Below are 12932 nucleotides of genomic sequence, written 5' to 3' on the forward strand. Positions count from 1 at the left end.
GATTTGACCCAAGACACCGTGATCGGCGTAATCGGCGGCTCCGGCCTTTACGAGATCGACGGGTTGGAAAATGCGACATGGAAAGAGGTGCAAACCCCGTGGGGCACCACGTCGGATGCGATCCTGACCGGCACGTTGGACGGCGTGAAGATGGCATTTTTGCCCCGCCACGGGCGCGGCCACGTCCATTCGCCTAGCACCGTGCCCTACCGCGCCAATATCGACGCTCTCAAACGGATCGGCGTCACGGATATCCTTTCGGTTTCGGCCTGCGGCTCCTTTCGCGAAGACATGGCCCCAGGTGATTTTGTCATTGTAGATCAATTTATTGACCGCACTTTTGCACGCGAGAAAAGCTTCTTTGGCAGCGGCTGCGTCGGCCATGTGTCCTTGGCGCATCCGACCTGCCCTCGCCTGTCGCAAGCTGCGCATGAGGCGGCGAAATCGCTCGGCATCAACGTCCATATGGGCGGCACGTATCTTGCCATGGAAGGCCCGCAGTTCTCCACCCTCGCCGAAAGCAAAATGTATCGCGAGGTCTGGGGCGCGGATGTCATCGGGATGACCAATATGCCCGAGGCCAAATTGGCCCGCGAGGCGGAAATCTGTTATGCATCCATTGCCATGATCACCGATTACGACAGCTGGCACCCCGATCACGGCGAGGTCGATATCGCCCAGATCATCGCCACGCTGACCGGAAACGCCGCCAAGGCCCGCGATCTTGTGGCGCAAATGCCCGCCCGCCTCGGCGCGGCGCGCCCGCCCTGCCCGCACGGATGCGACCGCGCCCTCGAATTCGGCATCATGACCAGCCCCGAGGCCCGTGATCCGGCCTTGGTGGCGAAACTGGACGCCGTGGCGGGACGCGTCTTGCACGCCTGACCGGTAAACCGCCGCAAACGAACGGGACATGACATGCGCATTTTGTTGCTCGGCGCCGATGGGTTTATCGGGCGTCACATTGCCTATCGCCTGAGGGCCGAAGGCCATGAGGTCATCGCCAGCGCGCGCCGGACGGCGCGGCTATCGCGGATGGGCTTCGAAGTATTGCCCTGTGATCTCACCGCGCGCGCCGCGGCCAAGGCGGGTTTTTGGGCACCGCATCTTGAGCATGTCGAGGCCGTGATCAACGCCGCAGGCCTCTTGACCGGCACGCCGGAGGCCTTCGAAGCCGTCCATCAATCAGCCCCCAATGCAATATATGCCGCCGCCCCCGAGGGCTGCCAAATCCTGCTTCTCTCGGCCATCGGCATCGACGACAGCCAAACCCGCTTTGCCCGTTTTCGCCGAGACGGAGAACGTCTGGCCGACGCACATGACGCGTTGATTTTGCGCGCGGGGTTGGTGCTCGGGGAGACGTCCTATGGCGGCTCGTCGCTTTTGCGCGCGCTCGCAGCAATCCCCCTTGTCGGCCCCTATGTGGGTAAAGGCGATCAAATCTTCAATCCGATCCATGCGGATGATTTGGCCAAGGTGATGATCGATCTGCTGCAAGCCCGTGCAACCGGCACCTATGAGATCGGCGGCCCAGAGCATATCGCCCAAATTGAAATGATCGACGCCTATCGCCAATGGCTCGGCCTGCCGCAGGTCCGGCGCATCGGCTTGCCCATGCCGCTTGACGGATCATGGGGCGCATCGGGGATATGATGCATCTTGGCCCGATATCTCGCACAGCCGTCGAACAGCTCGCCCATGGCGCCGAGGCCGATAGCCGCCAACTTTATGATACGCTGCCGCGCCCGCCACGCGGGTTTTCCTCCTTCGCCAAGGACCGCCCAGCAGGCAGCCAAGACCTCTGGCACGCGCGGCTCTATCTGATGCGGCCGGTTTTGCGGCTTGCATTGGCGATGATGTGGCTTGTCTCGGCGTTGATCGGGCTCTTCATGCCGTCAGGCGCCTTCTTGCCACTTGTGGAAACAAGCCTGCCTGACGGCGTGTTGATCATGATGGCGCGGCTTGGCGGGCTTGCCGATCTGGCCATCGGGGCAGCGGTCTTGCGCGGTTGGCGCCCGCGCCGCATGGCCGCGGTGCAAGCCGCGATGATCGCCGTTTACACCGCCGCCTTCACCTTTCTTAGCCCCGCGCTATGGCTGCTTCCGATGGGGGGATTGCTCAAAAACATCCCGCTCTTGGCGATGATTGCCGTCCTCTATATTCTTGAAGACGAGAGATAATGGACCCGTATCTGATCACAAAATGGCTGCATATTCTCAGCTCGACAGTCCTATTCGGGACCGGCATCGGCACTGCGTTTCAAATGGTCTGGGCCATGCGGGCAAGACAGGTCAAAACGATTTCTGCGGTCTCTTCGGGTGTGGTCTTGGCCGATTTTCTGTTCACCACTCCCGCGGGGATCATACAGCCTTTGAGCGGTTTGGTCTTGATCACTCTACAAGGGTATAGCCCTTGGGAGCCGTGGTTGATCGCAACATATGTGCTTTACCTCATCGCTTTCGCCACGTGGGTTCCCGTGGTGCATCTGCAATTGAAGATACGCAATCTTGCGCGGGCTGCCGACGCCGCAGACATGCCGTTACCTGCCGCGGCACTGCGCGCATATCGCCTTTGGTTCGCACTTGGCTGGCCCGCATTTGCCGCCCTTGTCGCGATCTATTGGCTGATGATCGCCAAACCCGCACTTACCTTTTGAACGCAAAGTGGCGCGCCTTACATATCCCAGCTCTCTCGGTTTTCCGCCTCCCTCATCGCCCTGTGCGCGTCTCCTCGAGAACCCAACCTTTCGTTTCTCTGCCGCGACGGCCGCCGCCAATGCCTCTGGGAAAATAATCGAGGGGCCTTCCGATACGGCGGCCCGTCGGTAACGGCCCATCCGTGCGCGGCCAGCGCAGAGGCAGAGGGGCCAGCGCAGGGCGGCCTTGGCTCTTGTCGCGGGCTTTCGCCCCGTGATAGCCACATCGGGCAGCTTCCGTTGAAAGGCCCGACATGGCATCCGTCCAAGACTACATCCGCACCATCCCAGATTTTCCACACAAGGGGATCATGTTCCGCGATGTGACCACGCTTTTCGCCGATCCACGCGGATTTCGCATGGCGGTGGACCAGATGGTGCAGCCCTATGCCGGCCGCCCCATCGACAAGGTGGTCGGATTGGAGGCACGCGGATTTATCCTCGGCGGCGCCATCGCGCATCAGCTGTCGGTCGGATTTGTCCCCGTGCGCAAGGCCGGAAAACTGCCAGGCAAGGTGATTTCGCAAGACTACACATTGGAATACGGCGAAGCCACGGTCGAGCTGCATGACGATGCGATCACTGCCGGCGAGCGCGTATTGATCGTGGATGATCTCTTGGCCACGGGGGGAACCGCCGAGGCGGGAATCAAATTGGTCGAGCGCTTGGGCGGCGAGATCGTCGGCTGTGCCTTTGTGATCGACCTGCCCGATCTGGGCGGACGGGCGCGCCTCCAAGCCATGGGGATCGAGATCGAAGCGCTTTGCGCCTATGGCGGCGCATAATGCCCGCGCACACGCGGCGTTAACCATTATCACGCCATAACAAAGCAACCGATCCAGAATCGGCCGCTTGCACGATCTTCGGATCACGTCGCGCCTCGCCTCCCCTACATGGCGAGGCGCGTTTTTTTAATAGATTACAAAACACTAGAGTGCGCTCTTCACCAAGAGCACGAAGATCACGCCACCGGCAATACCGCGCCTGGATTTAGGATGCCCTGCGGATCAAGCGCCCTCTTGATCGCCCTCATCATCTCCAGCTTCACCGGATCGCCATAGCGTGCCAGATCACCAGTCTTGAGCCGCCCGATACCATGCTCTGCGCTGACCGAACCCTGCATTTCATGCACAATATCATGCACGCAGGTTTTGATCCGGTCGCGTAGAGGCGCATAATCGGCCTTGTCACCGCCTTGCGGCGGGAAGACGTTGAAATGCAAATTCCCGTCGCCTAAATGCCCGAAGCAATTGATCCGAAAATCGCCGATCGCGGCCAAGGCTGCGGTGGCCTGCGGAATAAAGGGCGCAATCGCGCTGAGCGGCAGGGAAATATCATGGCTGGAAATCGCACCGATACGGCGGTTGGCTTCGGGGATCTGCTCGCGCACCTCCCAAAAGGCCTGCCGCTGCGCCTCGCTTTGCGCGATTAGCCCGTCCGTAACCAATCCCGCGTCCATCCCCGCCACAAAAAGCGCCTCCAGCGCCGCTTGCGGCTCCAGCCCTGCGGCCAATCCGACATCGACCAATACGAACCACTCCGGCACCTGGGCAAAGGGCAATCGCACCTCCGGCAGGGTTTGCGCCAAAAACTCCAATCCCGCGCGGTGGATCAACTCAAAGGCGCTGACCCCCTCGCCCATCTGCTCGCGCGCCAGCCCCAGCAAGGCCAAAGCCGCCGCCGGATCGCGCACCGCCATAAGCGCCGTGCCCTCGCCCGCCGGACGCGGCACAAGCTTGAGCGCCGCGGCGGTGATCACCCCCAAGCTGCCCTCCGAGCCGATCATCAGATGGCGCAGATCATATCCGGTGTTATCCTTGCGCAGACGGCTCAGCCCGTTCCAAATGCGCCCGTCGGCCAAAACCACCTCCAGCCCCAAACACAAATCGCGCGCATTGCCGTAGCGCAGCACATTCACGCCCCCCGCATTGGTCGCCAGATTGCCGCCGATCCGCGCCGATCCTTTGGCCGCAATGGTGAGCGGAAAAAGCCGCTCCACGGCTTCGGCGGCCTCATGGATGTCTTGCAAAATGGCGCCCGCTTCGACCACCATCACGTTTTCTTCGGCGTAGAGGGCGCGCACCGCGCGCATGCGCTCAAGCGAGAGCAAGATCGGCGCGGGCGGAGGCTCTGCCCCGCCTTGCGGCATGACTTGCCCGCCGACCAAACCCGTGCCGCCGCCATAGGGCACCACCCCGACGCGCGCCGCGTTGCAGGCTTTCATCAAGCTGGAGACCTGCGCCGCCGTCGAGGGCGCCACGACGGCCCCCGCTTGGCCTTGCCAACGCCCGCGCGGCTCTTCGAGATAGGTCGCGCTCACATCGCGAAAACACTCCGCGGGCAAAAGCGCGCGCAATTGTGCCACAAATTTTGCGTCTGCAGGGGACAGGGGCGGCTCGATCATGGGTCTAGGCTCCTCACATTCTCGCGCAGCCTATCGCGCCCGCCCGCCGCAAGCCATAGCCCAGGCACGCCGACAGGGCGCTCAACCCGCGTCCGTGCGCCCGCGCCGGTCCATCCGCAGCGCGGCATAAAGAACATGCGTGCGCCAGCGGTTGTCGATCTGCAAATAGCTTTGCGCCACGCCCTCGTATTTAAAGCCCGATTTTTCGAGCAGGCCGCGCGACGGCGTATTCTCGGGCAGGCAGGCGGCCTCCAAACGGCTCAAATCAAGCTGCGTAAAGGCGTGATGCACCACGGCGGTCAGCGCCTCGCGCATATAGCCTTTTCGCGCATGCGCCTGCGATATCCAATAGCCCAATGTCCCCGCCTGCGCAGGACCGCGGCGGATATTGTCGAGTGTGATCGCCCCCAACAGCGCCTGATCCTCGCGGCGCAGCAAGAAAAGCGGCACGGCCGCACCGCTGGCCACCGAACGCTGCGCCCAATAAACGCGGTTGGTGAACCCCTTGCGCGACAGGTGGTCCTTGGCCCACACCGGCTCCCAAGGGGCCAAAAAATCGCGGCTGTCTTGGCGCGCCTCGACCCATGCGCGAAAATCGCCATGCACAGGTGTGCGCAGCGTCAGCCGCTCTGTCTCGATGCGGATTTTACGCCGCGCGAACACCATCAGCCGCGACGCCGCGCTTCGAGATCGGCCAAGGTCGCCGCGTGGCTGAGCTGGCCGTATTGTGCCAAGGCGAATTTGGCGTTTTGCGCCATCTCGCCGGCAAAAGCCTTCACATCTCCGGTGGTCACATTGTCGATCCGCTCGACGATCTCGGACAATTCCGGCACGCGGTTCCAGATCTGGATCATCCGCGCCAGACGCTCGGCGCGGTTCGACGGGCCTTCAAGCCCCATCAGCATCCCCGCCTTCATCTGTGCGCGGGCGCGGGCGACTTCGGGCGCGCTCATGTCATCGGCGGCGCGCTTCATCTCGTCGATGGTGATATTTGCCAATTCGCCCATCATCTCGGGGCTGGTGCCCGCATAGATGGTCATCATCCCGCCGTCCGAATAGGCGCCGGTTTGGGCAAAAATCGTGTAGCACAGCCCGCGTTTCTCGCGGATCTCCTGAAACAGGCGCGAGGACATGCCGCCGCCCAGAGCCGAGGAATAAATCTGCGCGGTATAGATCATCTCGTCGCGATAATCCGGCCCCTCGACGCCCAAGGCAAAATGGGTCTGCTCCAAGGTTTTTTCCTGCCGCATCTCGCCGCCCACCCAAAGCGCGGCTTCGGGCGTGCGCGGCGCGACGGGGGTCATATCGCCAAACAGCTTTTCCGCCTCGGCGACCAAAGCCGCGTGATCCACCGCGCCCGCTGCGGCAAGGATCATATTGCCAGGGCCGTAATGCTGCGCCACAAAACCCTCAAAATCGGAGCGGCCAAATGCGCGCACCCGCTCGGCGGGGCCAAGGATCGTGCGGCCCATGGGATGATCGCCGTAAGCTTCTTCTTGCAGCCAGTCGAAAATCACATCGTCGGGCGTATCCAGCGCCTGACCGATCTCTTGCAAGATCACCCCGCGCTCAACCTCGATCTCGGCCTCGTCAAAAGCCGGATTGCGCAAGATATCGGCAATCACATCCAAAGCCAGCGGCACATCGGCGCGCAGAACCCGCGCGTAATAGGCCGTGGATTCGCGGCTGGTGTAGGCATTGATATAGCCGCCGACATCCTCGATGGATTCGGCGATTTGCAAGGCGGTGCGCCGCGCCGTGCCCTTGAACGCCATATGCTCAAGGAAATGCGCCACGCCGTTTTGCTCGGCCCGCTCGTCGCGCCCGCCTGCGGTCACCCAGATGCCAATTGATGCGCTCTCCAATCCCGGCATGGTTTGGGTAACGATACGGAACCCATTGGACAGGGTGTGAAATTCGACGGTCAAAGGGCAATACGCTCGCGGATCAAGGTTTCAATAGCGCCAAGGTCATTGCCAATGCGAGTGACGCGCTCTTCGCGGTCAAACAGATCGGCCATGCGCGGGGGCAATGCGGGATGCTGCCCCGAGGCGGTTTTCACAGCATCGGGGAATTTGGCGGGATGGGCCGTCGCCAGCGTGATCATCGGGGTATGACCGATCCGCTGCGCATTGGCGACCTGCACACCGACGGCGCTATGGGGACATAGCAATTCGCCCGTGCGCGCAAATGTATCGCGGATGGTGCCCAAGGTATCTTCTTCGGAGACGCGGCCCGAATTGAAGGTCTCGGCCAATGCCTCGCGCGCGCCTTGGCTGACGTTGAAACCGCCCTCTTTCAATTCGTCCATGAGCGCCGAGATCGCCGCCCCGTCGCCGCCATAGGCATAGAACAAGGCGCGCTCGAAGTTGGAGGAGACCTGAATATCCATCGAGGGGCTGATCGAGGGGATCACGCCGTCCGGACGGTATTCGCCCGTGGCAAGGCAGCGGTGCAAAATGTCGTTCTGGTTGGTGGCCACGACGAGTTGCTCGATCGGAAGCCCCATGCGTTTGGCAATATAGCCCGCAAAGATATCGCCGAAATTGCCGGTCGGCACGGTAAAGCTGACCTTGCGGTGCGGCGCGCCGAGGCTGACAGCGGAGGAGAAATAATAAACCACCTGCGCCAGAACCCGCGCCCAGTTGATCGAATTGACCCCCGCAAGGCGCACGCCATCGCGGAAGTCGAAATCGTTGAACATGTCTTTGACCCGCGCTTGGCAATCATCGAAATGCCCGTCCATGGCCAACGCGTGCACATTGCTCTCATTGGGGGTGGTCATCTGGCGGCGCTGCACCTCCGAGACGCGGCCATGCGGGTAAAGGATAAACACATCCACCGCATCCAGCCCGCGAAAGGCTTCGATCGCGGCTGATCCGGTATCGCCCGATGTGGCCCCGACGATGGTGACGCGGCTGCCGGAGCGCTTGAGCGAGGCTTGGAACAACTGCCCGATGAGCTGCATTGCGAAATCTTTGAACGCCAATGTCGGCCCGTGAAAGAGCTCCAAAAGGAAATGGTTCTCGGCCAGTTGCACCATGGGCGCGCGCGCATCATGGCCAAAACCTGCATAGGCGTTGGCGATGATCTCGGCAAATTCGTCGTCGGTAAATGTCTCGCCGATGAAGGGGCGCATGATGCGAAACGCCACCTCTTCATAGGGCAGGCCCGACAGGGCGCTGATGTCTGCGTGGCTGAGCGTGGGGATGCTCTCGGGCAGGTAGAGGCCGCCATCACGGGCCAGTCCCGACAACATCGCTTCTTCAAAACTCAGGATCGGCGCGGAGCCACGGGTCGAGATATATTTCACGTCATGTGCCTTTCAGCGGGTTGCGAATGCGCCAGATGAAATAACCCGTCATCACCAGCCAGATAAAGGCCAAAGAGAACCAAGTGAACGCATATTGCATGTGGTTGTTCGGAATGCCCGATGTGTCGATGGGCAAAGGCGTGATCTTGGCGCCCTCGCCCGCCCCGCCCCGCAGGACCATGAGCACCGGATCGGTCCCCAGATGCGCCGCCATCGCGGGCACATCGCGGGCGAACCAGATGTCGGCCTCCAGATTGGGGTCGGGCGTGTATTTGTCGGTCTCCGAGGGCCAGTGCAGATTGCCTCTCAACGTGACCTCGCCCTGCGGCGCGGCGGGAATGGCATCGCGTTCTTGCACAAATCCTCGGTCAATCAAGATAAGGCGCCCGCCGGTCTCGAAGGGCGCGATGATCCGGTAGCCCGCGCCGTATAGCTGGCGGCTGGAGAGCACGCGAATGCGCCCCTCGCCATAGGTGCCGCGCACCGCAACGGGCAAATAACGGTCCGCCTCGGGGTCGGGCACGGCGGGAATGGCCACGGGCGCGGCAGAAATGCGCGCCTCGATATCGGCCAAGACCGCCTCTTTCCACGCCAGACGCCGCACTTGCCATGTCCCGAGCGAGATCAGGATCGCCGCACCGGCGAGGCCGAAAATGAGGGGGATGATGATCCGGCGCAAAGGCCCTCTCCGCGAATGAAAAACGCGGGCGCGCATAAATGCCGCCCGCGCCGTGATAATGTGTTTTTGCCCCCGTCTTCAACCCGTTTCGGGCCAAAGCTCAGGCAAGTCCGGTTTAGCCGCCCCAGATGTAGACCGCGGCGAAGAGGAAGAGCCAGACAACGTCAACAAAGTGCCAATACCAAGCCGCCGCTTCAAAGCCCACGTGACGCTCGGGCGTGAAATGGCCGCGGCGCAAACGCAGGTAGCAGATGAAGAGGAAGATCGTACCGACGATGACGTGGAACCCGTGGAAACCCGTCGCCATAAAGAAGTTCGCGCCATAGATATTGCCCGAGAAGCCAAAGGCCGCATGGCTGTATTCATAGGCTTGGAACGCGGTAAAGATCAGGCCGAGAACAACAGCAATGATCAACCCGTTGGCCATGTCCTTGCGGTTGTTTTCATGCGCAAGCGCGTGGTGCGCCCATGTCGCCGCCGCACCCGAGCAAAGCAGGATCAGCGTGTTGATCAACGGCAGGTGCCACGGGTCAAAGGTCTCGATCCCTGCGGGGGGCCAAACGCCGTCCTTGATCGGACTCATCGGGCCCATCGGATACATGGCGTGTTTGAAAAAGCTCCAGAACCACGCCGCGAAGAACATGATCTCGGACATGATGAAGAGCACAAAGCCATAGCGCAGGCCGATGCGCACAACCGGTGTATGATCACCAACTTCGCTTTCGGCCACCACTTCGGACCACCATCCGAACATGACGTAGAGCACGCCGACCAGACCGATGAAGAACATCCACGGGCCTTTATCGACGAAATACATCACCGCACCGTAGAGCATGACAAACCCCGCAATGGCACCAAGCAGGGGCCAAAGGGAGGGGGGAAGAATGTGGTAATCGTGGTTTTTCTCGTGCGCCATTTAATTTTCCCTCGTTGGAAGGCCTTAGTTTAGGTTTGTTTTCACGTCCTGCGCCAGAGCGGCTTGCGCCTCGGGCAGGTCGATTTCATGGAAGGTATAGGACAGCGTGATCGTATGAACAAACTTTCCTTCACGATCCGTTACGATTTCGGGGTCGACATAGAAGGTCACGGGCATTTGCACCCGCTCTCCGGGCTCAAGCACCTGTTCGGTGAAACAAAAGCAGTCGATTTTGGTAAAGAAGCTGCCCGCCGCATAGGGCGCGACATTGTAATTGGCTTGGCCCGCGACGGGGCGGTCGGTCGGGTTATAGGCCTCGTAAAAGGCCAAACCGGTCTCGCCGATGCGGATTTCCATCTCGCGCTGCACGGGGGTAAATTGCCACGGCATTCCGCGCTCTTTGGAAGCGTCAAAACGCACCTTGATGGTTTGATCGAGGATCACGTCGGATCCGGTCTCGGCGGTATTGGTCACCCCGCCAAAGCCCGTAACCGCGCAAAACCAGCTGTAGAACGGCACCGAGGCCCAGCTCAGCGCGCCCATCACCAGCACAACGCCGACCAGTTTCACCACGGTTTTTTGCGGACCCGTCACTGCCATCATTCGCTCGCTTTCGGCGGCTCGGCGCGCAACTCTTGCTGGGCGCGTTGCGCATCGCCCTCATCTACGACCTTGGCGATGGTGAGCAAAAACACCAAGGCCACAAAGCCGATCAACACAGCGCCAAGGCCGATATTGCGGCTCATCCGGCGCCTGTGCAATTCATGCTCGACCTTCTCGAAACTCACGACCAGCCCCCCAAACCGAACCGGCCAAGGCCCGCTTCGGCCAAAATCGCAAGGAAATGCGCGAACAGATAGACCAAGGAGAGCGCAAAAAAGCGTTTCTCGACGCGGTAACTATCGGCCTCGGCCTGCGCCTCATCACGGCGCCAGATCGCAAAAGCCCCTTTGATAAAGAGCGCGTTGAGCACCACAGCCGCCGCCAGATAGACCGGCCCACCAATCGAGGTAAAGGCCGCGCCGATGGCGATCGGGGCCAACAGCAGCGTGTAGACAAGGATATGTTTGCGGGTCGATTTACGCCCATGCGTCACGGTGAGCATCGGCACACCCGCATCGCGGTAATCGGACTTCATGAACAACGCCAGAGCCCAGAAATGCGGCGGCGTCCACATGAAAATGATCGTGAACATCAACACCGATTCGACCGAGATGCCGCCCGTTGCCACCGCCCAGCCGATCATCGGAGGAAACGCCCCCGCAGCCCCGCCGATGACGATGTTTTGCGGCGTCCAGCGTTTGAGCCACATCGTGTAGACCACGACGTAAAAGAAGATGGTAAAGGCCAAAAGCCCCGCCGCGACGTAATTCGAGGCCAAAAACAGCATCACAACCGCAAAGACCGACAAGGTCATACCAAGGCCCAACGCATCACCCTCGGTGACGCGGCCCGACGGGATCGGGCGGCTTTGGGTGCGCTTCATGATCCGGTCGATATCCGCATCCCACCACATGTTCAGCGCGCCCGAAGCACCGCCGCCCACGGCAATAAACAAGATCGAGGCAAAGGCGACGATGGGATTAACCGGCACCGGCGCGGCGAGCAGGCCCACAAGCGCGGTAAACACCACAAGAGACATCACCCGCGGCTTCAATAGCGCGAAGAAATCACCGAAACCGGCATCGCCTTCTTGTGTGGTGGTGTTGAGGCTCGCGTCGCTCATTTTGGCTCCGTTTTCAACTTTTGCCCGCTTAAAGGCTGCGCTCTCGCGCGATTGGCTTTGCCCCCATGCGCTGCCCCGATCAGGGGCGTGCGGGCGCTTTTTCTGGTCTCGGGCGCGGGCCTTCATGCCCTGCCTTTGGGTCATTGTGGTGCGAGGCGCCGTTCTGGCGCCCCGTCCGATTGCCAATGCCATGTCCGGTCATGGCGCAGGGAACGGGGCATCTTGCCCCTGCCCTGATGCGGTGCGGGTTCTCCGACCGGCCAACCGGCCGCCGCCCGACAAAGCGGGCAGCGCGGCCTTGGCAAATTCAGTCGGCGAGCGCCACCTGATAAGGCGCAGCGCTCAGGCCCGCATATTCTTCCTTGGCATCGGCCAGCCAAGCGTCATAGGCCTCTTGGCTGACCACTTTGACGGTGATCGGCATATAGGCATGGTCCTTGCCGCACAGCTCGGAGCACTGACCGAAGTAAATACCCTCGCGCTCGGCGTTGAACCAAAGCTGCGCCAAACGGCCCGGCACGGCGTCTTGCTTCACGCCGAAGGCAGGGATGGTCCATGAATGGATCACATCGGCGCCGGTGACTTGCATCACGATGGTTTTGCCGACGGGGACAACAACGGCGGTGTCGGTCGCGAGCAGGTATTCATCTTCGGCATAACCGTTTTCGGCCAATTCGTCTTTGGCAAGCATAAAGCTTTCAAAACCAAAGCCTTCGTCGACATACTCATAGCCCCAATACCATTGATATCCGGTCACCTTGATGGTGATATCGCCTTCGGGAATCTCTTGTTGCTTGAACAAAACCGGCAAGGAGAAAAAGCCGATCACGACCAAAACGAGGATCGGCACCAAGGTCCACGCCACCTCGATCGGCGTATTGTGGGTAAAGGAGGAGGGGTTCGGGTTGGCGCGGCGGTTGTAGCGCACGATCACGGCGACAAGCAGCACACAAACGAAGACCACCACGATGGTGATGATCCAAAGGATCATACCGTCAAGCCATTGCAGATCGCGCGCAAGCTCGGTCGCGGCAGGTTGGAAGCCCACACCACCCGCATGAGGTTTGCCGACGCTCTCCAGACCCTCCTGCGCAAATGCGGGAAGTGCAGTGGTCGCGGCCAAAGTGGCGGCCGTGGGGGCCAGAAGGCTAAGGAATTTACGCATGGGTCACCCTGATCGGTTTCGGCGGTTCAGTTCA

Annotated in this window: 15 protein-coding genes; 5 read left to right on the top strand and 10 right to left on the bottom strand. The window is 61.1% G+C overall.

The annotated features are described in order from the left end of the window. Positions 1–3 precede the first annotated feature (3 nt). The 5 genes from ABWV64_RS03925 to ABWV64_RS03945 all read left to right on the top strand — a co-directional run bounded on the left by ABWV64_RS03925 (position 4) and on the right by ABWV64_RS03945 (position 3480). Complete coding sequence (locus tag ABWV64_RS03925; protein ID WP_353344496.1) at positions 4–885, top strand: S-methyl-5'-thioadenosine phosphorylase; 882 nt, start codon at positions 4–6, stop codon at positions 883–885. A gap of 33 nt (positions 886–918) precedes the next feature. Next, the gene (locus tag ABWV64_RS03930) at positions 919–1653 is read left to right on the top strand and encodes an NAD-dependent epimerase/dehydratase family protein (protein WP_353342970.1); all 735 of its coding nucleotides are present in this window, start codon (positions 919–921) and stop codon (positions 1651–1653) included. Further along, a complete protein-coding gene (locus ABWV64_RS03935; protein WP_353342971.1) occupies positions 1650–2180 on the top strand; it encodes a DoxX-like family protein in 531 nt (176 codons plus the stop codon). Before ABWV64_RS03930 ends, ABWV64_RS03935 begins: the two co-directional genes overlap by 4 nt. Beyond that, positions 2180–2656 carry a DUF2269 family protein gene (locus ABWV64_RS03940; protein WP_353342972.1) on the top strand — a complete coding sequence of 159 codons (477 nt, stop codon included), beginning with the start codon at positions 2180–2182 and terminating at the stop codon, positions 2654–2656. Before ABWV64_RS03935 ends, ABWV64_RS03940 begins: the two co-directional genes overlap by 1 nt. Positions 2657–2949: 293 nt before the next feature. Next, a complete protein-coding gene (locus ABWV64_RS03945) occupies positions 2950–3480 on the top strand; it encodes an adenine phosphoribosyltransferase (protein ID WP_353342973.1) in 531 nt (176 codons plus the stop codon). A 176-nt stretch (positions 3481–3656) separates the two neighbouring features. Here the strand turns inward: ABWV64_RS03945 and ABWV64_RS03950 are convergent, their stop codons facing one another. The 10 genes from ABWV64_RS03950 to coxB form a co-directional block, all read right to left on the bottom strand. Beyond that, positions 3657–5099, bottom strand: a complete 1443-nt coding sequence (locus tag ABWV64_RS03950; protein WP_353342974.1) for an FAD-binding oxidoreductase — start codon at positions 5097–5099, stop codon at positions 3657–3659. An 81-nt stretch (positions 5100–5180) separates the two neighbouring features. Continuing rightward, the gene (locus ABWV64_RS03955) at positions 5181–5765 is read right to left on the bottom strand and encodes a GNAT family N-acetyltransferase (protein WP_353342975.1); all 585 of its coding nucleotides are present in this window, start codon (positions 5763–5765) and stop codon (positions 5181–5183) included. Further along, entirely contained in the window at positions 5765–7027 is a 1263-nt protein-coding gene (locus ABWV64_RS03960; protein ID WP_353342976.1) for a M16 family metallopeptidase, read from the bottom strand. Before ABWV64_RS03960 ends, ABWV64_RS03955 begins: the two co-directional genes overlap by 1 nt. Then, the gene (gene thrC / locus ABWV64_RS03965) at positions 7024–8412 is read right to left on the bottom strand and encodes a threonine synthase (RefSeq protein WP_353342977.1); all 1389 of its coding nucleotides are present in this window, start codon (positions 8410–8412) and stop codon (positions 7024–7026) included. Before thrC ends, ABWV64_RS03960 begins: the two co-directional genes overlap by 4 nt. A 1-nt stretch (position 8413) precedes the next feature. Then, entirely contained in the window at positions 8414–9091 is a 678-nt protein-coding gene (locus tag ABWV64_RS03970) for an SURF1 family protein (protein ID WP_353342978.1), read from the bottom strand. 115 nt (positions 9092–9206) lie between these two features. Beyond that, on the bottom strand, positions 9207–10007 hold the full coding sequence (locus ABWV64_RS03975; RefSeq protein WP_353342979.1) for a cytochrome c oxidase subunit 3: 801 nt from the start codon (positions 10005–10007) through the stop codon (positions 9207–9209). A 24-nt stretch (positions 10008–10031) separates the two neighbouring features. Then, positions 10032–10607 (bottom strand): cytochrome c oxidase assembly protein, encoded by a 576-nt coding sequence (locus tag ABWV64_RS03980; protein WP_353344498.1) that lies wholly within the window; start codon positions 10605–10607, stop codon positions 10032–10034. Further along, a complete protein-coding gene (locus ABWV64_RS03985; RefSeq protein WP_353342980.1) occupies positions 10607–10795 on the bottom strand; it encodes a cytochrome c oxidase system small membrane protein in 189 nt (62 codons plus the stop codon). Before ABWV64_RS03985 ends, ABWV64_RS03980 begins: the two co-directional genes overlap by 1 nt. Continuing rightward, positions 10792–11733 carry a heme o synthase gene (gene cyoE, locus ABWV64_RS03990; RefSeq protein ID WP_353342981.1) on the bottom strand — a complete coding sequence of 314 codons (942 nt, stop codon included), beginning with the start codon at positions 11731–11733 and terminating at the stop codon, positions 10792–10794. The genes ABWV64_RS03985 and cyoE overlap by 4 nt, the downstream gene beginning before the upstream one ends. Positions 11734–12040: 307 nt before the next feature. After that, a complete protein-coding gene (coxB, locus tag ABWV64_RS03995) occupies positions 12041–12898 on the bottom strand; it encodes a cytochrome c oxidase subunit II (protein ID WP_353342982.1) in 858 nt (285 codons plus the stop codon). Positions 12899–12932: the final 34 nt, after the last annotated feature.

It is taken from the genome of Litorivita sp. NS0012-18, from assembly GCF_040371945.1.
Taxonomy (GTDB): Bacteria; Pseudomonadota; Alphaproteobacteria; order Rhodobacterales; family Rhodobacteraceae; genus Litorivita.